The organism is Pseudomonas sp. FP1742, assembly GCF_030687145.1.
Lineage (GTDB): Bacteria > Pseudomonadota > Gammaproteobacteria > Pseudomonadales > Pseudomonadaceae > Aquipseudomonas > Aquipseudomonas frederiksbergensis_D.
Genome location: NZ_CP117460.1, coordinates 400,465 through 420,714 on the forward strand (window position 1 = coordinate 400,465; position 20,250 = coordinate 420,714).

14 protein-coding genes and 1 pseudogene are annotated in these 20,250 nt (G+C 60.5%); 11 read left to right on the forward strand and 4 right to left on the reverse strand.

Going from position 1 to position 20,250, the window contains the following annotated elements:
- Nucleotides 1–149: 149 nt before the first annotated feature.
- Nucleotides 150–587, reverse strand: coding sequence for a YkgJ family cysteine cluster protein (locus PSH64_RS01810; RefSeq protein ID WP_105340631.1), 438 nt, complete (start codon nt 585–587; stop codon nt 150–152).
- Nucleotides 588–842: 255 nt separating this feature from the next.
- Between PSH64_RS01810 and PSH64_RS01815 the strand changes: the two genes are divergently transcribed.
- The 5 genes from PSH64_RS01815 (at nt 843) to PSH64_RS01835 (ending at nt 10,452) form a co-directional block, all read left to right on the forward strand.
- Nucleotides 843–3,293 carry a glycogen/starch/alpha-glucan phosphorylase gene (locus PSH64_RS01815; RefSeq protein ID WP_105340630.1) on the forward strand — a complete coding sequence of 817 codons (2,451 nt, stop codon included), beginning with the start codon at nt 843–845 and terminating at the stop codon, nt 3,291–3,293.
- Nucleotides 3,294–3,581: 288 nt separating this feature from the next.
- Nucleotides 3,582–7,169 (forward strand): DUF2339 domain-containing protein, encoded by a 3,588-nt coding sequence (locus PSH64_RS01820; protein WP_305479763.1) that lies wholly within the window; start codon nt 3,582–3,584, stop codon nt 7,167–7,169.
- Nucleotides 7,166–8,533 (forward strand): DUF3999 domain-containing protein, encoded by a 1,368-nt coding sequence (locus PSH64_RS01825; protein WP_305479764.1) that lies wholly within the window; start codon nt 7,166–7,168, stop codon nt 8,531–8,533. The genes PSH64_RS01820 and PSH64_RS01825 overlap by 4 nt, the downstream gene beginning before the upstream one ends.
- A 302-nt stretch (nt 8,534–8,835) precedes the next feature.
- Nucleotides 8,836–9,846 (forward strand): class 1 fructose-bisphosphatase, encoded by a 1,011-nt coding sequence (locus PSH64_RS01830; RefSeq protein ID WP_105340627.1) that lies wholly within the window; start codon nt 8,836–8,838, stop codon nt 9,844–9,846.
- Between the two features lie 3 nt (nt 9,847–9,849).
- Nucleotides 9,850–10,452 (forward strand): DUF924 family protein, encoded by a 603-nt coding sequence (locus PSH64_RS01835; protein WP_105340626.1) that lies wholly within the window; start codon nt 9,850–9,852, stop codon nt 10,450–10,452.
- A gap of 62 nt (nt 10,453–10,514) precedes the next feature.
- Here the strand turns inward: PSH64_RS01835 and PSH64_RS30330 are convergent, their stop codons facing one another.
- A complete protein-coding gene (locus tag PSH64_RS30330) occupies nt 10,515–11,279 on the reverse strand; it encodes a methyl-accepting chemotaxis protein (protein WP_370694468.1) in 765 nt (254 codons plus the stop codon).
- Between the two features lie 141 nt (nt 11,280–11,420).
- Nucleotides 11,421–12,407: pseudogene (locus PSH64_RS30335) on the reverse strand (cache domain-containing protein); the annotation flags it as partial.
- A gap of 284 nt (nt 12,408–12,691) precedes the next feature.
- Between PSH64_RS30335 and PSH64_RS01845 the strand changes: the two are divergent.
- Both PSH64_RS01845 and PSH64_RS01850 read left to right on the forward strand, forming a co-directional pair.
- Nucleotides 12,692–12,946, forward strand: coding sequence for a hypothetical protein (locus tag PSH64_RS01845; protein WP_019581819.1), 255 nt, complete (start codon nt 12,692–12,694; stop codon nt 12,944–12,946).
- 33 nt (nt 12,947–12,979) lie between these two features.
- Entirely contained in the window at nt 12,980–13,549 is a 570-nt protein-coding gene (locus tag PSH64_RS01850; protein ID WP_105340624.1) for a lipocalin family protein, read from the forward strand.
- A gap of 133 nt (nt 13,550–13,682) precedes the next feature.
- Here the strand turns inward: PSH64_RS01850 and PSH64_RS01855 are convergent, their stop codons facing one another.
- Complete coding sequence (locus tag PSH64_RS01855; protein WP_305479766.1) at nt 13,683–15,047, reverse strand: formimidoylglutamate deiminase; 1,365 nt, start codon at nt 15,045–15,047, stop codon at nt 13,683–13,685.
- A 146-nt stretch (nt 15,048–15,193) separates the two neighbouring features.
- On the opposite strand from PSH64_RS01855, the gene hutC reads away from it, so the two are divergent.
- The 4 genes from hutC to PSH64_RS01875 all read left to right on the forward strand — a co-directional run bounded on the left by hutC (nt 15,194) and on the right by PSH64_RS01875 (nt 20,240).
- Nucleotides 15,194–15,904, forward strand: a complete 711-nt coding sequence (gene hutC / locus PSH64_RS01860) for a histidine utilization repressor (protein WP_162135916.1) — start codon at nt 15,194–15,196, stop codon at nt 15,902–15,904.
- A gap of 10 nt (nt 15,905–15,914) precedes the next feature.
- On the forward strand, nt 15,915–16,484 hold the full coding sequence (locus tag PSH64_RS01865) for a HutD family protein (protein WP_305479767.1): 570 nt from the start codon (nt 15,915–15,917) through the stop codon (nt 16,482–16,484).
- 447 nt (nt 16,485–16,931) lie between these two features.
- Complete coding sequence (gene hutU, locus PSH64_RS01870) at nt 16,932–18,614, forward strand: urocanate hydratase (protein ID WP_105340621.1); 1,683 nt, start codon at nt 16,932–16,934, stop codon at nt 18,612–18,614.
- Between the two features lie 153 nt (nt 18,615–18,767).
- Nucleotides 18,768–20,240: a cytosine permease gene (locus tag PSH64_RS01875; protein WP_305479768.1), complete on the forward strand. Its 1,473-nt coding sequence runs from the start codon at nt 18,768–18,770 to the stop codon at nt 20,238–20,240.
- Nucleotides 20,241–20,250 lie beyond the last annotated feature (10 nt).

A 20,250-nucleotide genomic window follows, 5' to 3' on the forward strand; every position in this document is an offset into this window, starting at 1 on the left:
GCGGTGTTTTCTCGGGCCCCTTCGCGAGCAAGCCCGCTCCCACATTGAATCGGCGCTGACCACACGTTTAGTGCTCACTGGCGATCAAATGTGGGAGCGGGCTTACTCGCAAAGGCGGTCTAACAGTCGCTGCAGGGCTCAGCGATCGATCAGAATTTGTCGAGGGTTCGCGGATTGTTCTCGCGCACCACTTCTTTTGGCTTGTACGCGCAATACCCCGGCCGTGGCCCGATCTTGGGATGGTTGCGGCACGTATCCGGGCGCTTTTCATAAATAGTGCACAAACGGCTTTTACGATCCAGGTACAGGCAATCGTTGTTGCTCATGCGCTGGAGAGTGAAGATCTCGGACTTCTGGTTATAGCGCTCGACAATCCCTTCCTTCTGCAAGCGCTTGGCGATGTTCTTGGGTGGGTCACCCAGTTCGAATTCGTCGACGATGCCGATGCGGATCAGATCCTTGATCTTGACCTCGACCGGCAGCGTGCAGCAGCTGGACATGCACGAGCCGCACATTGGGGCAGAGTACTTGGCCCAGGTATCGAGGCGATCGATCTCTGCGGCGGCGATCAGGTTGGGCTTCATCATCGGTTGTTACCAGCGTGTGCATCAGGGCGCGCGATCATACCGGGACTGGTGGATTTTTGAACAACCTTTCGCCAGATTTTTTTGCTTGTCGCAAAATAGTCCCGTGTCCGGCACGGCCCCTGCATTGTTTCAGGCACGCGACAACGTAATGTCGAACTATCTCGCACTAACAGGGAAAACTGCCGAACCAGAGTCTCTATGGTCTGTCAGACCGACTAGGCTCAGACAACTTCACGCTCGCTCGAGGTCCTATCGATGACTCAAGAACCACTTGTTCGCGAAGCAGAGGTGGCCGCATTCCGCGACGCCGTCTTGACCAAGCTCACTTACGCTGTGGGCAAAGACCCGGATCACGCCTTCGACCACGACTGGTTCGAAGCCATTGCCCTGGCGGCGCGCGATCACATGGTCGAGCACTGGATGGACCATACCCGACAGATCTACCGCAAAGGCCAGAAGCGGGTTTATTACCTCTCCCTTGAATTCCTCATTGGCCGCTTGCTCTACGACAGTCTGAGCAACCTCGGCCTGCTCGATGTAGCCCGCGAGGCCATGACCGAGCTGGGTGTCGACATCGAACGCATCCGTCTGCTGGAGCCCGATGCGGCGTTGGGCAACGGTGGCCTCGGGCGCCTGGCGGCGTGCTTCATGGAAAGCATGTCGACCCTCGGCATCGCCGGCCATGGTTATGGCATTCGTTACGAACACGGTTTGTTCCGTCAGGCCATCGTCGATGGCTGGCAGCAGGAACAGACCGAACACTGGCTGGATTTCGGCAACCCGTGGGAGTTCGAGCGGCCAGAGGTGGCCTACCCGATCGGCTTCGGCGGCAGTGTCGAAACCGTGACCGATGAGGCCGGAAAAACCAGGCAAGTCTGGTCCCCGGCGGAAACGGTGCGGGCCATTGCCTACGACACCCCGGTGGTCGGTTGGCGTGGCGCGAGTGTCAACACCCTGCGGCTGTGGCGCGCCCGGGCCATGGAGGAGTTGCATCTGGAGCGCTTCAACGCTGGCGACCACTTGGGCGCGGTAGCGGAAGTGGCCTGGGCAGAAAGTATCTCCCGCGTGCTCTACCCGGCGGACAGCAACGAGGCCGGCCAGGAGTTGCGCCTGCGCCAGGAATATTTCTTTGTCTCCGCGTCCTTGCAGGACTTGTTGCGTCGCCATCGCAACATGCACACCTCGGTGCTGACCCTGGGCGATCACGCGGCCATTCAACTCAACGACACTCACCCCTCGATCGCCGTGGCCGAACTGATGCGTCAGTTGGTCGACGTCTATGACGTGGCGTGGGACGCGGCGTGGCAGATCACGGTCGACACGCTGTCGTACACCAACCACACGCTGTTGCCGGAAGCGCTGGAAACCTGGCCGGTCGGTTTGATGGAGCGGATGCTGCCCCGGCACATGCAGATCATTTATTTGATCAACGCCCAGCACATCGACTCGTTGCGAGCCAAGGGCGTTCACGATTTCGACGTGCTGCGTGCGATTTCGCTGATCGAGGAAGACAACGGTCGCCGCGTGCGCATGGGTAACCTGGCGTTTCTTGGCTCCCACAGCGTCAATGGCGTATCCGGCCTGCACACGCAGCTGATGCGCAGCACGGTGTTCTCCGAACTGCACAAGCTTTACCCGGACCGGATCAACAACAAGACCAACGGCATCACCTTCCGCCGCTGGCTCTATCAGGCCAACCCCGAGCTCACCTCCATGCTGGTCGAGGCCCTGGGCCCGAGCCTGCTGGACAACCCCGAGGAGCGCTTGCTCGATCTGGAACCGTTTGCCGAGAAGACTGCATTTCGCAAGCAGTTCGCCGAACAGCGGCTGCACAGCAAGAAAGCCCTGGCGTACCTGATCCATGAACGGCTGGGGATCGCGGTCAATCCGGCGGCGATGTTCGATGTGCAGGTCAAGCGGATTCACGAATACAAACGTCAGTTGCTTAACCTGATGCACACCGTCGCGCTGTATCAGGCGATTCGTGCCGAGCCGGAAATCGACTGGGTGCCGCGGGTGAAAATCTTCGCCGGCAAGGCGGCGGCCAGTTATCACCAGGCCAAGCTGATCATCAAACTGACCAACGACATCGCCCGGGTGGTCAACAATGACCCGACGGTGCGCGGCTTGCTCAAAGTGGTGTTCCTGCCCAACTACAACGTGAGCCTGGCCGAAAGCATCATTCCGGCGGCGGACTTGTCGGAGCAGATTTCCACCGCCGGCTTCGAAGCCTCGGGCACCAGCAACATGAAGTTCGGCCTCAACGGCGCGCTGACCATCGGCACCCTGGACGGGGCCAACGTGGAAATGTGCGAGCGCATCGGTGCCGAGCATATGTTCATCTTCGGCCTCAGCGCCCAGCAAGTGGAGGCGCGCAAGCGCAACCATGAATTCAACGCAGAGCCGGATATTGCCGCCTCCCATCGACTCAGTGACGTGCTGCAGGCGATTCGCAGCGGGGTGTTTTCGCCAGACGATCCGTCCCGTTACACCGCGCTGATCGATTCACTGGTGGACTACGACCGCTTCCTGGTCTGCGCCGATTTCGACTCTTACTGGAACGCGCAAATGCGCGTTGAAGAACACTGGCACGACTCGAAAGAGTGGTGGCGCTCGGCGGTATTGAGCACTGCGCGGATGGGTTGGTTCTCATCCGACCGGACCATTCGCGAGTACGCCACGGACATTTGGAGGGCTTTGGAGTAATTTTTTGCGACAAATGTGCGCAAGGCCCAACGTCCGTTGGGCCTGATCGATATACTAAGCACCCATTTGACCCTTTGTGGGAGCGGGTTTGCTCGCGAAGAGGGCCTGACATTCAGATCGATGTCGAATGTCGGTCCGCTTTCGCGAGCAAGCCCGCTCCCACATTGGATTTGTGGTGCAGATGCAATCTGCTCCCACACTGGACTGCGGGTGTCTGCTCACTAGACTGAGCCTGAAGCTGTATCGCACGGATTAGCCCCGCCATGGGGCCGCTTAGGGATATCGACCATGCAATGGATGTTCATGCTGATTGGGCTGCTGCTGGGCTGGATGCTTGATGAGTCGTTCAGCGACGCGCTGTTGGGTGCGTTGCTCGGGCTGGGTCTCGGCCAGGCCATTCGCATCGGCCGCTTGAGCACTCAAACGGCCGAGCAGCGGCGCTTGCTTGATCAGGCGCAGGTTGCGCTGAATTCGGTCGAGCAGCGACTGGCGTTGCTGGAGACGTCGGGTGTCAAGGCGCCTGAGCCAGGCGAAACGGTTGCCAGTGAACCCGTTTCATCCCCTGAAATCATTCTTGAACAAGCCCCTGTCGCTCCCCCGGAGCTGGTCTGGGAGCTACCCCCCGAACTTGAACCCATCACCGCGGCCGCGGCCGAAACCAGTCGTCCGTTGCCCGCTGATGTCTGGCAACCCGAGCCGGTCACCCGCGAACCGCAGCAACCGGCTGAGCCACGCGGCCCGAATTTCATCGAACGCGCCATCAGCGGCGCGCGCAATTGGCTGTTCGGCGGCAATACGGTGTTGCGGGTCGGCGTGGTGCTGTTGTTCCTCGGCCTGGCCTTCCTGTTGCGTTATGCCACCGAAGGCATGGTGGTGCCGATCGAGTTGCGCTACGCCGGTGTCGCGGCGGCAGCCTTGGGTTTGCTGGCCCTGGGCTGGTGGCTGCGCCTGCGCAACAGCAACTACGCGTTGATGCTGCAAGGCACCGGGATCGCGGTGTTGTACCTCACAGTATTTGCCGCGATGCGTCTGCATCCGTTGCTCGATCCCAAGGCAGCATTGGGCCTGCTGGTGGTGGTGACGGTGTTCTCGGCGATTCTCGCCATTACCCAAAATGCGTTGGGCCTGGCCGCCGCGGCCGCGTTGGGCGGTTTCGCCGCGCCGATCCTGACCTCCACCGGCGCCGGCAATCACGTCGCGCTGTTCAGCTATTTCGCCCTGCTCAACGCCGGCATCCTCGCCATCGCGTGGTTCAAGGCCTGGCGGCTGCTCAACCTGATCGGGTTTGTCGGCACCTTCGGCATCGGCTTTGCCTGGGGCCTGCGCTCCTATAAGCCGGAGCTGCTATGGAGCACCGAGCCGTTCCTGATTCTGTTTTTCCTGATGTACCTGGCCATCGGTTTGTTGTTCACCCGGCGCAAGTTGCTGGAAATGAGCGACGCGCCCGAGGACGACAGCCGCGAAGCATTGCTGCGCTGGTCGGCGCACAAGGGCGATTACATTGACGGCACCATGCTGTTCGCGCCACCGCTGGTGGGCTTCGGTCTGCAGTTCGCGCTGGTGGAGCACTTTGAATTTGCCGCTGCCTTCAGTGCCTTGGCCCTGGGCATGATCTACATGGGCCTGGCCCGGTTGCTGATGGGCGGACGAGCGCTGTTGTTGGCGGAAACCTGTCTGGCACTGGGGGTGATCTTCGCCAGCCTGGCGATCCCCCTGGGGCTCGACACGCGTTGGACTGCGGCAGCCTGGGCGGTGGAAGGCGCGGGGATTTTCTGGCTCGGCCTGCGTCAGCAACGACCGCTGGCGCGGGCCTTTGCCTTGTTGCTGCAACTGGGCTCGGCGCTGGCCTTTTTCAGCGAATTGCACGGCGGCGAGAGCAGCCTGCTCGACGGTGCGCCGCTGGGGGCACTGATGCTTGGCGTGGCGCTGCTGTTCAGCTTCAATCAATTGCGCAAAGCGTCACCCGAACAGGTATCAACGTGGGAGCGCCAAGGGTTGCCGGTACTGGCCTGCCTGGGGCTGACGTTCCTCTATCTGCTGGCGCCGCTGTTCTTCTTCACTCACGGCACGGCGATCAGTTGGGCGCTGGCCGGGTTGGCGACGCTGTTCATCGGCCTGCGTCTGCAATCGCGAGCGTTCCTGTTCAGTGCATTCGCCGTGCAACTGCTCGGTGGTGCGTTGTTCCTGTTGCGGCTGCAAGGAGCGGGCGGTGAATCGGCTGCGGTGTTCAGCGCCGGTTGGAGCGGCTTGCTCAGCGCGTCCCTGATCGGGTTGGCGTTGATTGCGGGCATGCTGCTGGCGGCTCGCGACGAAATGGTGCGCAGTGACGTGCGTTTGCTGCGCGGCTTGTCGGTGGTATTGCTGGCCGGTCTGGTGCTGATCAACCTCGCCGTGCTGTTCGTATTGCCATGGCAAACCGCGAGCGCGGTGTGGGCGGCCAGTGGTTTGTTCATCATCTGGCTGAGCCTGTACCTGAAGCAGCGCGTGAGTTTTGTCTTTGGTCTGCTGTTGCAGGTGATTGGTGGCGTAGCGTTCCTGTTCGCCGGGCCGGACCTGTTCGGGCCTTTGCTCAGCGAAGGGTTGCGACCACTGGCGCATAGCGGATTCTGGACACCGTTGGTGCTGGGGCTGGCGGCATTCGTCGGGGCCTGGCGTTTGCAGCTTGGCAATCATGCTTCGGCCTTCGATGTGTTGAGTTTGCAGCGTTTGTCCGAGGTGTTGCTGGTATGGGGCGCCGGTTGGTGGGCGCTGGCGTGGATCAGCGAAGTGCTGCGCTTCGCACCTGTGAATCTGCAAGCGACCTTGTTGCTGGCAGTCGCCGCCGTGAGTGTCGCGTTGTGGACGGTGCTGGCGCTGCGCCTGAAGTGGTCGTCGCTGGGTTTGCTCTGCACCTTGCTGATTCCCGCCGCCGGTCTGGTATTACTCGCGGCCTGGTATTCGCGTTATCACCCGGCAGCCAATTTCGGTTGGCTGGTTTGGGCTGCGGTGTTCGTCGTGCATTTCACCTCGCTGCGGCGACTGGCGCCGATGCTGCCCGAAAAAGCCCTGAGCACCGCCCATGTGCTTGGCTGCTGGCTGTTGATCGGCGTGCTGGCCCTGGAGTTGCGTTACGGCTTGCTGCTGTTGTCGGAGCAGTACAACGCTTGGCGCTGGTTGGGCTGGGCGATTCTGCCGAGCCTGTATCTGGTATTGATGGCTGCACCACGGGCTTGGCCATGGCCAGTGTCGGCCTATTCCCGCGAATACCGGGTGTATGCCGCCGCGCCGCTGGCGGTGTTGATGCTCGGCTGGTTCTGGCTGGCGAACATCGCCAGTGACGGCACCGCCGAGCCATTGCCGTATGTGCCGCTGATCAACCCGCTGGAGCTGGGCCTGTTGTTCGCTCTGTTCGGCGTTTATGTCTGGTCCCGCAACGCAGTCACGCAACTGGCGATCCGAGAGGATTACGCCGATAACGCCACGCAGGTGATTGCCGGTGTTTCACTGTTTGCCTTCTTCACCGCGCTGGTGATGCGTGCGGCCCACCACTGGGGTGGCGTGCCGTTCGCGCTGGATCTATTGCTGGAGTCGATGCTGGTGCAGGCCGGCCTGTCCATCGTCTGGACCTTGATGGCCCTGAGCCTGATGATCGGTGGGCACCTGCGTCATCGCCGTGAAGTCTGGCTGATCGGCGCGGCGCTGATCGCGCTGGTGGTCGCCAAATTGTTCTTCGTGGAATTGAGCAACCGTGGCGGGCTGGCGCGGATCGTATCGTTTATCGGCGTTGGCGTGCTGCTGTTGGTGGTGGGCTACTTCGCCCCGTTGCCACCCAAGCGTGCCGAAGCCGCGCCGGATGTTGAAAAACCGGCCCCTGAAACCGAAGGAGTGTCATCTTGAGTCAGAAGCTGAACCAGGGCTGGTGGGCGGCTGTTGTGCTGGGTGTGACGCTGTCAGCCGGCGCGCAGGAAAAACTTGCTGATTTTGCCGCGCAGGTGCCGTTGTCGGTGGCTGGCGAAGGCCCGTGGTATCGCCTGGAGTTACCCTTGGACGTGCAGCTGAAGGCGCGACAGACCGATCTCAGCGATGTGCGCGTGTTCAACGCCGCCGGTGAACCGCAGGCCTATGCCCTGGCCCGAGAACCCGCGCAGACCCACGAAAACCGCTCGCTCACGGACGTGAAGTGGTTTCCGTTGTACAACTCGGCGGACGACACTGAACGCGCACCGAGCGTAAGGGTGCAATCGAGCGCCAATGGCACGTTGGTCGAAGTGCAGCCGTCCAGCCAGTTGGAGGCGGGCGAAGAAGAGCTGCGCGGTTGGCTACTCGACGCCAGCGGCATCAAGGCGCCGTTGCAGCAATTGATTCTCGACTGGACCAGCGAACGCGACGGTTTCCAGCGTTTCAGCATCGAAGCCAGCAACGATCTGCAGCATTGGCAGTCGTGGGGCGATGGGCAGGTGGCGCGTCTGACGTTTGCCGACGAGCGGGTCGAGCAGCATGAAGTCGGCCTGCCGGGTCAATCGGCGCGCTATTTGCGCTTGCTGTGGAGTTCACCGCAATCGGCACCGGTGCTGACCTCGGCGCAACTGGAAAGCACTAACCCACGCACCTTGCCGCTGCCGTTGGTCTGGTCACAGCCGTTGGCCGGCAGCCGCGTGAGGGCCGGTGAATACATCTGGCAATTGCCGATGGGGTTGAATGTCCAGCGCGTGCAGATCGAGCTGAGTCAGCCCAACAGCCTGGCACCGGTGACGTTGTCCGGTCGCCGGGAGACCAGCCTGCCGTGGCAACCGTTGACCAGCGGTTTGCTCTATCGCCTGACCCAGAATGGCCAGGACGTGGTGCAGAACGAATTGCAGCTACCGGGCCAGACCGTGCAGCAATTGAAGCTGACGGTGGATGAGCGCGGCGGTGGCTTGGGCGCCGAAGCACCTACCGTACGGTTTGCGGTGCGCTCCACACAGTTGGTGTTCCTGGCGCGCGGAGCCGGCCCTTATACCCTGGCGCTGGGGAGTGCGACGGTGAAAGCGGCGAGCTTGCCGTTGTCGACGCTGATTCCCGATTACAGTGCGGCGAAGCTGGCGGCGTTGGGCAAGGCGACGCTGGATGGCGGGGCGGTGGTGACCCCGGTGGCGACAGCGCCAACGGTGCTGGAGACGAACTGGAAGAAAATCGGGCTGTGGGCGGTGCTGTTGCTCAGTGTGCTGGTTCTGGGGGCGATGGCGTTCAGCTTGCTGCGCAAGCCCGCTGCCAAACCCTGAAGATGGCCGGCGCTGTGCGCCAGATCGCGGGCAAGCCCGCTCCCACAGTAGATCTTCAGCGTACATAAAGTTTGTGTATGGCTGAGATCCTGTGGGAGCGGACATGCCCGCGAAAGCGCTCTGTCAGCCACAAAAAAACCTCAAGCTGCCGCCAATCCGCAAGCAACATTGGCGACATTTCGAACTACCCTCAACTACACGCATGAACTCTATCGGGTGTATCACGTCTGATAGGAGGAAATGCGCCTCGACTCGCGTTAAACTGCGCGGGTTTTTAGCCCCCCCTTCCTCCGGAGTCTTCCATGTCCCGCGTTACCCTGAGTCGCTATTTGATTGAGCAGACCCGCAGCAACAACACTCCTGCCGATCTGCGCTTCCTGATCGAAGTGGTGGCGCGTGCCTGTAAAGAAATCAGCCACGCCGTCTCCAAAGGCGCCCTGGGTGGTGTCCTGGGCAGCATGGGCACCGAAAACGTCCAAGGCGAAGTGCAGAAGAAACTCGACGTGCTGTCCAACGAGATCCTGCTTGAAGCCAACGAATGGGGCGGTCACCTGGCCGGCATGGCGTCCGAAGAAATGGACAATGCCTACCAGATCCCGGGCAAATACCCGAAAGGCGCGTACCTGCTGGTATTCGACCCACTGGACGGTTCGTCGAACATCGATATCAACGCACCGGTCGGTACTATCTTCTCGGTGCTGCGTTGCCCGAACGAATACCTGAGCCAGAACGAACCTCTGAACGAAAAGGCTTTCCTGCAGCCAGGCACCGAGCAGGTAGCCGCCGGTTATGCCATCTACGGCCCGCAGACCATGCTGGTGCTGACCTTGGGCGACGGCGTAAAAGGCTTCACCCTGGACCGTGAAATGGGCAGCTTCGTCCTGACCCATGAAGACATCACCATTCCTGAAGCCACCCAGGAATTCGCCATCAACGCGTCCAACCAGCGTCACTGGGAAGCTCCGGTACAGCGCTACGTGGGCGAATTACTGGCAGGCGAAGAAGGCCCGCTGAAAAAGAACTACAACATGCGTTGGGTCGCCGCGATGGTGGCCGACGTGCACCGCATCCTGACCCGCGGCGGTCTGTTCATGTACCCACGCGACAGCCGCGAGCCGTCGAAGCCGGGCAAACTGCGCCTGATGTACGAAGCCAACCCGATGTCGTTCCTGGTTGAACAAGCGGGTGGCGCCTCCACTGACGGCCATCAGCGCATCCTCGACATCCAGCCGGAAGGCCTGCACCAGCGTGTTGCGGTGTTCCTTGGTTCGAAAGAAGAAGTTGCCCGCGTCACGGCTTACCACAAGGAATAAAACATGACCGCGCCCTGGCAGCCGTTACTCGACTGGTGGTTCGGATCTTTCGAATCACCCAACGAAATAGCGGCAGCCCAGGGCAAGTTATGGTTCGGCAAGCGCGACAGTCAGGACCTCGAAGCGCGGATGCGTTTCGGGGACCTGGTCGAGCAGGCACTGGCCGGTGGATTGACCGAATGGGCGCAACGCCCCGAAGGTTGGCTGGCCCTGGTGCTGTTGCTCGATCAACTGCCGCGAATGATCTTTCGCGACACCCCCAAATCCTTTTCCGGCGATCTCAGGGCTCAGGCACTGGTAGCGCAAGGCATTGCTGCGGATTTCGATCGGCAACTGCGACCGATCCAGCGGGTGTTTATCTATCTGGTGTTCGAACACTGCGAAAACCTGGCGGTGCAGAACGAGGCGGTTTCGCGGTTTATCGATCTGGTTGAACAGCAGCCCGAGGCGGATCGGGCGGTGTTTGCCAACAACCTGGATTACGCCGAACGGCATCAGAAGATCATTGCGCGGTTTGGGCGGTTTCCCCATCGCAACGCGGTGTTGGGGCGTGAGTCTACGGCTGAGGAGCTGGAGTTTCTTTCGGGGCCAGGATCGCGCTTCTAGCTTTTCGTTGCCGCTGATGCCGCCATCGCGGGCTTGCCCGCGATGAGGCCAGTGAGAGCGCCTTAGATCCGGAAACTACCCACCAACTGCTTCAACCGCGCCGCCTGCTGCTCAAGATCAGCACACGCACGCAAGGTCGACTGCAGGTTTTCCACACCTTCCTGGTTCAGCGTGTTGATCTCGGTGATGTCGACGTTGATCGACTCCACCACGGCCGTCTGCTCTTCGGTCGCGGTGGCCACCGACTGGTTCATCCCGTCGATCTCGCCGATGCGCTGCGTCACGCTGCCCAGGCGTTCACCGGCCTGGTTGGCGATGCCGACGCTGCTTTCGCTCTGGCGCTGGCTGTCGGTCATGGTGCTGACCGCTTCCCGGGCGCCGACTTGCAGCTCTTCGATCATCTTTTGCACTTGCTGCGCCGAATCCTGTGTGCGGTGGGCGAGGTTGCGTACTTCGTCGGCCACCACGGCGAAACCACGGCCGGCTTCACCCGCACGGGCCGCTTCGATGGCCGCATTGAGCGCCAGCAGGTTGGTCTGTTGCGAGATGCTGGTGATCACTTCCAGAATCTGGCCGATGTTCACCGTGTTGCTGTTCAGGGTTTCGATGTTGCCGCACGAATCGCTGATTTTTGCCGACAGCTGCTGCATCGCGGCGATGGTTTTATCCACCACTTGCTGACCGTCTTCGGCCAGGGCCCGGGCGTCGCTCGAATGTTGCGAGGCGAGGGCGGCGTTCTGGGCGATTTCCTGGGCGGCGGCGCCGAGCTGGTTGATCGCTGCCGCCACGCTGCTGGTGCGCGAGGCCTGTTGATCGGAGTTGAACATCGACGAGTTCGAAGCCGCCACTACACGCAGGGCGACTTCATTGACCTGGCCGGTGGCGGAAGACACTTCGCGGATCGAGGTATGGATACGCTCGACAAAACGGTTGAACGAGGTGCCCAGCGCACCGAATTCGTCCTGGCCGTGAATGATCAGGCGTTTGGTCAGGTCGCCTTCGCCCTCGGCGATGTCGTGCATGGCGCGGCCCATGGTCAGCAGCGGTTGCATCAGCACGCGGATCAGCATGCCCAGCAAGGCGATGATGATCACGACGGCGATGACCATGGCGATGATCGCCGAGGTGCGGAATTCGCTGAGCATCGAGAACGCGGTGTCCTTGTCCAGCACCAGCGCCACGTACCAGTCCGCCGACGGCACACCGTTGATGTGGGTGAAGGAGATGAACCGGGTTTTGCCGTCCAGTTCGACTTCCTTCAGGCCCGGGCTGACTTTCGGCGCGCCGTTGGGGTAGGCGTCGGCCAGATTCTTGAGTACCAGTTTGCTGTCAGGGTGGATCAGGATCTTGCCGTCGGCGCCGACAATGAACGCATGGCCATGACCGCCGAAGTTCAGCGAGTTGATGATTGCGCTGACGCTGGACAGGTCGATATCCGCGCCGGCGACGCCAATCATCTGGTTCTGGTGCTTGACCGGCGTGGCCACGGTGATCACCAGCTTGCCCGATGACGCCGCGATGTAGGGTTCGGTGACGATAGTCTGTTGCGCGTTGTTGGCTGCCTTGTACCAGCCACGGGCGCGTGGGTCGTAGTCCGCGGCGCGGTTGCCGGTCGGGACGGAGAACATCACGCCATCGGTGCCGCCGAAGTAGCTCAACTGGAAGTTGCTGGTGTAGGCCGGCAAGTCGATGGCGCGCTTGAGGCTGGCCTGGGTGCTGCCGTCCACGGCGATCTGCTGGGACAACGATTGCAGCAATTGGATGCGGCTTTCCAGCCAGGTCTGAATGTTGCTGGTGGTCAGGCTGCCGAGTTCCTGCATCGAGGAATCAGTGCTGTTGCGCAGGGTCTGACGCTGGCGGTAATCGTTGAACAGGATGAAACAGGCGAATGCAACGGCAACAACGAGAGCGGCTGCCAGCAAGATCTTGTGGCTGAACTTCATGTTTCTGGTCATTAAGTGATCTACCGCGCAGTGTCTGGTCAACAAGGGGGCGTCAATTTGCCACAGTAGAGGGCTTGTCGCTGCTTTTATGTCGACTGGCCAGCGCCAAAGATTAGGCAGGTATTGACGAAAATCGACGAAATACTCAATGGCGCGAGAAAGTGGCTGATTTATCGGTAAAAGGCTGACGAGTGGCCTAATAAATAGCCGGACGGTCGGGGAACCAGATTAGGGTTTTCTCTTCTAAGCTTCTGGTTGGCAACATGCCACCCCTCTTCCGTTCCAGGAGTTACACCATGTCGCTGCGTTCTATCGCCTTGCTCTCGTTCTGCGTGTTGTTGGCCGCGTGCAGCAAGATCAATCAGGAAAATTACTCGAAGCTGTCGACCGGCATGCCCAAGGCCGAGGTTGAAACCTTGCTGGGCAAACCCACTGATTGCTCGGGCGCACTCGGCATGTCCAGCTGCACCTGGGGCGACAAAAACAGCTTTATCAGCGTGCAGTACGCCGGTGACAAAGTGCTGATGTTTTCGGGCCAAGGCCTGAAGTAAACCGGGGCTTTTCGCCCACGGGAGAAAAAAATAATGAAGCGGTTCCTGATCGTTCTTTTTGCCGGCCTGGTATTGGCCGGCTGCGCCTCTTCTGGTGTAGATCCGTTGGCGCCCAAGACCGTCAACAGCGTCAACCTCAAGCGTTACCAGGGAACCTGGTATGAGTTGGCGCGGCTGCCAGTGTATTTCCAGCGCAACTGCGCGCAATCCGAAGCCCATTACAGCCTCAAGCCTGACGGTGAAATGGCGGTGCTGAACCGTTGTCTGACATCGGATTGGCAATGGGAAGAAGCCAAAGGCAGGGCTTATCCACAGGTACCCGGCAAGGCCGACAAGTTGTGGGTCGAGTTCGATACCTGGTTCTCGCGACTGATACCTGGTGTGTCGAAGGGGGAATATTGGGTGTTGTACGTCAGCGATGACTACAAGACCGCGATTGTCGGCGACCCGAGCCGCCATCACCTCTGGCTGCTGTCACGCACCCCGACAGTCAATGGCGTAGTGCGTGAAGAGCTGTTGAGCAGGGCACGTCAGCAGGGCTATGACACGACACGGCTGATCTGGCGTACGTCAGATAGCAAGATGGCCAAGACTTCGAACTGACTGCCAACGAAGATTAAATGTGGGAGCGGGCTTGCTCGCGAAAGCGGTCTGTCAGTCAACAACTGTGTTGAAGATGACGGCCCCTTCGCGAGCAAGTCGAATCGTCGCGCCGCCGCTCCCACATTTTTTTGCGTCAGCCCAAGAGATCGCGCAGGACTTGGGTGAATGCCCGGTTGCTCTCTTCTTCGCCGGCATGTCGCCCGTCACGTACGACCCACTGGCCGTTGACCAGCACATCCCGCACCTGACGATCGCCTCCGGCGAACAACCAACGATTGAGAATCCCGTCGCCACTGGCTGTCGCCAGGTATGGATCGTTGCCATCGAGCACCAACCAATCCGCGCGCTTGCCGACTTCCAGTGCACCAATCGGCTGCCCCAATGCCTGGGCACCGCCCTCCAGCGCGGCGTCGTACAGTGTGCGGCCGACCATTGGTTGATCCGCCCCATACAAACGATTACGCCGCTGATCGCGCAGACGCTGGCCGTATTCCAGCCAGCGCAATTCTTCCACCACGCTCAACGACACATGGCTGTCGGAGCCGATGCCCATGCGCCCGCCCTGAGCGAGGAAGTCCACCGCCGGAAAAATCCCGTCGCCGAGGTTGGCTTCGGTGGTCAGGCACAGGCCGGCGATGGCGCGGCTCTTGGCCATGAGCGTGACCTCTTGCGGGTCGGCGTGGGTGGCGTGGACCAGGCACCAGCGCTGATCGACTTCGGTGTTTTCGTACAGCCATTGCAGCGGACGGCGACCGCTCCAGCTCAGGCAGTCGTCGACTTCCTTCTGTTGCTCGGCGATGTGAATGTGTACCGGGCACTGCTTGTCGCTGGCTGCCAGCACTTCGCTGATCTGCTGCGGTGTTACCGCGCGCAACGAGTGGAAACACAGGCCGAGCGATTGTGCCGGTTGCTGTGCCAGGATCGGCTGCAAGCGTGATTGAAGTTTTAGATAATTTTCGGTGCTGTTGATAAAACGGCGCTGGCCCTCATTCGGGGCCTGGCCGCCGAAACCGGAGTGGCTGTAGAGCACCGGCAGCAGGGTCAGGCCGATACCGGCTGAACTGGCGGCCTGGCTGATGCGCAGTGCCAGTTCAGCCGGGTCCGCGTAGGGTTGACCGTTGCTGTCGTGGTGTACGTAATGAAATTCCGCGACCGAGGTGTAACCGGCCTTGAGCATTTCGATATAGAGCTGACGGGCGATGATGCCAAGCTGATCCGGGCTGATTTTTCCGACGAGCCGGTACATCAGGTCGCGCCAGGTCCAGAAACTGTCGTTAGGATTGCCCGCTACTTCCGCCAGCCCGGCCATGGCCCGCTGGAAAGCGTGGGAGTGCAAATTCGGCATCCCCGGCAGCAATGGACCGCTCAACCGTTCAGCGCCGTCTGCGTGGGAATTGGCCTGGATATGGGTCAGAACGCCATCGGCGCTGACCTCAAGACGTACATTGTTGGCCCATCCACTAGGCAGCAGCGCGCGTTCGGCAAAGAAGGCGGACATGGTTCAGTACCCCATCGTGTGTTATTTGTATATACATATACAGACGTTTGCCTGCTCGGTAAACTCCGGCAAGCTAGCAACTTCTAACCGATGAACAAGGATTAACCGTGCCGACTCCGCCTGCAGTCTCCCCGTTGGCCGCGAACATGGGCGACAGTCCGGCGCCCTTGTACGCCCGCGTAAAACAAATGATCACCCAGCAAATCGACAGTGGTAACTGGCCGCCGCACTACCGCGTTCCGTCGGAAAGCGAGCTGGTCAGCCAGTTGGGCTTCAGCCGCATGACCATCAACCGCGCCCTGCGCGAGATGACCGCCGACGGCCTGTTGGTGCGTATGCAAGGCGTCGGAACGTTCGTCGCCGAGCCGAAAAGTCAGTCTGCGCTGTTTGAAGTGCACAACATCGCTGACGAGATCGCCTCCCGTGGCCATCGCCACACCTGCAAGGTGATTACCCTCGAGGAAGAGGCCGCCGGTTCCGAGCGGGCCCTGGCCCTGGACATGCGTGAAGGCCAGAAGGTGTTCCACTCACTGATCGTGCATTTCGAAAACGATATCCCAGTGCAAATCGAAGACCGTTTCGTCAATGCGCTGGTGGCGCCGGACTACCTCAAGCAAGACTTCACCCTGCAAACGCCGTATGCCTACCTGAATCAGGTCGCGCCGTTGACCGAAGGCGAACATGTGGTGGAAGCGATTCTCGCCGAGCCGTCCGAATGCAAGTTGCTGCAAATTGAAAAGGGCGAGCCGTGCCTGCTGATTCGTCGCCGCACTTGGTCCGGCCGTCAGCCAGTGACCGCCGCCCGTTTGATCCACCCCGGTTCCCGTCATCGTCTGGAAGGACGGTTCCATAAATAAAGAGCCATAAATGAGCCAGTTGAAAGTTTTACGCGCAGCAGATTACCCGCGCATGCCGTGGAAAAACGGCGGTGGCAGCACCGAAGAAATCACCCGCGATACCGGCGTGGGTCTTGATGGTTTTGGCTGGCGCCTGTCGATTGCCGACATCGGCGAGTCGGGCGGGTTTTCCACCTTTGCCGGTTATGAGCGGGTGATCACCGTGCTGCAAGGCGAGGGCATGACCTTGCGCGTCGATGGTCAGGATACGCGGGCGTTGTTACCCCTGGACCCATTTGCTTTCAGGGGTGAAAGTCACGTGTCGTGCACCTTGCTCGGCGGGCCGATTCGCGATTTCAATCTGATTTATGCACCAGACCGTTACAGTGCGCGCTTGCAGTGGCTGGAGGGTGAACAGCGGTTTTTCAGTTCGGCCGGTACCGTGTTGGTGTTCAGTGTGTCTGAACAACTTGACGTGACGGTTGGTAGCGGCGCCTCTCAGCTAGGGCGCCATGATTGTCTGCAGCTAGACGGTAACGTTGGCCTGCTGGATATCTCTATCAAGGGTCAGTGCTGTGTAATCGAGCTGATCGCACGCTGAGCCAGCGCCGAGTCGCCTCTATCGCGGGCAAGCCCGCTCCCACAGGGACATCATCGTACTTGTGGGAGCGGGCTTGCCCGCGATGCTTTTCAGGGCTCAAAACCCGTTTCCCGCTGCGCACCAATTTGTTACCGAACGCCCCAGCATGGCGCAAAACCACGCTCAAGTAACAACCCGCACGTCCCCGAAAAATCCCGCCGAAAAATTTCATCTTCGCCAGAACCCTTGATCCAGGCGCTTTCCAGCCCTTTGGAAAATTTTCCTGGATGCTCATTCAACAAGTTGGCCGCTTGATTGCATATGCTTGTATGTACAAGTAAAGACGTATGTGTATGAGTCACGAAGACTCAACCATCGTCCACTGATTCGCTGATGTGCACTGATGCCCATCGGCTTGCTCACCCACTGCCTGGGTTGGTTTGGATTGATTGCTGAGGAGTTCTTTTCGTGACTGAGAATAAACCTACTAAGTTTCGTGACGTTGAAATCCGTGCTGCCCGCGGTAACAAGCTGACCGCCAAGAGCTGGCTGACTGAGGCGCCGCTGCGCATGCTGATGAACAACCTTGACCCGGAAGTCGCCGAGAACCCTAAAGAACTGGTGGTTTACGGTGGTATCGGTCGTGCGGCACGTAACTGGGAATGCTACGACAAGATCGTCGAAAGCCTGACCAACCTGAACGACGACGAGACCCTGCTGGTGCAATCCGGCAAGCCGGTCGGCGTGTTCAAAACCCACAGCAACGCCCCGCGCGTGCTGATCGCCAACTCCAACCTGGTGCCGCACTGGGCGAGCTGGGAACACTTCAACGAACTCGACGCCAAAGGCCTGGCCATGTACGGCCAAATGACCGCCGGCAGCTGGATCTACATCGGCAGCCAAGGCATCGTCCAGGGCACCTACGAAACCTTCGTCGAAGCCGGTCGCCAGCACTACAACGATGACCTGAAAGGCAAGTGGGTCCTGACCGCGGGCCTGGGCGGCATGGGTGGTGCGCAACCTCTGGCTGCAACCCTGGCCGGCGCGTGCTCGCTGAACATCGAATGCCAGCAAGTGAGCATCGATTTCCGCCTGAAAACCCGTTACGTCGACGAGCAAGCCAAAGACCTCGACGACGCACTGGCCCGTATCGCCAAGTACACCGCTGAAGGCAAGGCGATCTCCATCGCCCTGTGCGGTAACGCGGCTGAAATCCTGCCGGAAATGGTCCGTCGCGGCGTACGTCCGGACATGGTCACCGACCAGACCAGCGCCCACGACCCGCTCAACGGTTACCTGCCAGCCGGCTGGACCTGGGAGGAGTACCGCGCTCGCGCCAAGACCGAGCCTGCTGCCGTGGTCAAAGCCGCCAAGCAATCGATGGCCGTGCACGTTAAGGCGATGCTGGACTTCCAGAAAATGGGGGTTCCGACCTTCGACTACGGCAACAACATCCGTCAGATGGCGCAAGAAGAAGGCGTGGAAAACGCATTCGACTTCCCAGGGTTCGTACCGGCTTACATTCGTCCACTGTTCTGCCGTGGCATCGGCCCGTTCCGTTGGGCTGCGCTGTCGGGCGACCCGCAGGACATCTACAAGACCGACGCCAAAGTCAAAGAACTGATCCCGGACGACGCCCACCTGCACAACTGGCTGGACATGGCCCGCGAGCGCATCAGCTTCCAGGGTCTGCCGGCACGTATCTGCTGGGTTGGCCTGGGCCTGCGCGCCAAGCTCGGTCTGGCGTTCAACGAAATGGTGCGCAGCGGTGAATTGTCCGCGCCCATCGTGATCGGTCGTGACCACCTGGACTCCGGTTCGGTTGCCAGCCCGAACCGCGAAACCGAGTCGATGCAGGACGGTTCCGACGCCGTATCCGACTGGCCACTGCTCAACGCCCTGCTCAATACCGCGAGCGGCGCGACCTGGGTTTCCCTGCACCACGGCGGCGGCGTCGGCATGGGCTTCTCCCAGCACTCGGGCATGGTGATTGTCTGCGACGGTACTGACGAAGCGGCCGAGCGTATCGCTCGCGTGCTGCACAACGACCCGGCCACCGGCGTCATGCGTCACGCCGATGCCGGTTACCAGATCGCGATCGACTGCGCCAAGGAGCAGGGCCTGAACCTGCCGATGATTACCGGCAAGTAACGCAGATTGCTTTACCTGTGGGAGCGGGCTTGCTCGCGAAGAGGCCGGCATATTCAACATCTGTGCTGGCTGAGCCACCGCTTTCGCGAGCAAGCCCGCTCCCACAAAAAAGCAATTCCACATGGCTTTCCAACAATCCACAGAGGTTGAACAATGGCTGTTAATAACGATCGTGCAGGCAGTAAACCGTTGATCGAGAAACGTTCGATCGACTACATCCCGGAAGCGGAGAGACACGGTCGTCTATTGAGCCAGTTCACCCTGTGGATGGGGGCCAACCTGCAAATCACCGCGATTGTCACCGGGGCCCTGGCCGTGGTGCTGGGCGGTGATGTGTTCTGGTCGTTGATTGGTCTGTTGATCGGTCAACTGCTCGGCGGTGGCGTCATGGCGCTGCATGCGGCGCAAGGGCCCAAGCTTGGCTTGCCGCAGATGATCTCTAGCCGGGTGCAGTTCGGTGTTTATGGCGCGGCCATCCCGATCGTGCTGGTGTGCCTGATGTACCTGGGCTTCACCGCAACGGGCACCGTGCTTTCCGGCCAGGCGCTGGGCCAGTTGTTTGGCGTCAGCGACAGCGTCGGGATCTTCATCTTCGCCAGTGTCATCGTGCTGGTCACGGTGCTCGGTTATCGGGTGATTCACTTCATCGGCCGTGTCGCCAGCGTCATTGGCGTGATTGCCTTCGTTTACCTGTTCAGTCGCCTGATGAGCCAGACTGACATTGGCGCACTCCTGCAAATCCGTCACTTCAGCTGGAGCAGCTTCCTGCTCGCGGTATCGCTCGCAGCGTCCTGGCAGATCGCCTTCGGCCCCTACGTGGCTGACTACTCACGCTACCTGCCGAGCAGCACGTCTTCGGTGAAAACCTTTTTCGCCGCCGGCGCCGGTTCGGTTATCGGTGCACAGGTGGCGATGATCCTTGGCGTGTTTGCCGCCGCCATGGCCAACGGGCAATTCGCCGGCCATGAAGTGGCTTACATCGTTGGTTTGAGCGGCAGCGGTGCCACCGCTGCGCTGCTGTACTTCAGCATCGCATTCGGCAAGGTCACCATCTCTACGCTGAACTCCTACGGCAGCTTCATGTGCATTGCGACCGTCATCAGCGGTTTCCGAGGTGACCTGCGGGTAACGCGCTTGCAGCGTCTGGTCTTCGTGCTGGTCATCGTCGGCACTGCGACCCTGATCGCATTGCTCGGTCAGCACTCGTTCCTCGGTGCGTTCAAGTCCTTCATCCTGTTTTTGCTGGCCTTTTTCACGCCATGGAGCGCGATCAACCTGGTGGACTACTACTGCATCACCCGCGAGCGCTATGACGTGCCGGCGCTGGCCGATCCGAACGGTCGCTACGGCCGCTGGAATCCTCTCGGTATCAGCGTCTATGTCTTCGGTGTGCTGGTGCAACTGCCGTTCATCTCTACCAAGTTCTATACCGGTCCGCTGGTGGAGGCTCTGGGGGGGGTGGATATTTCCTGGATCATCGGTCTGGTGCTTCCCGCAGCCCTGTATTACGTGTGCGCGAAAAAATGGCACAGCGCAGTGCCCGACCAACTGATCCTGCCGGTCGAGCAGGACAGCGTTGTACAACCTAAAACAAGCGGGACCGGTCGCGCTGCGGCGCAGGCCTGATTGGACGTGG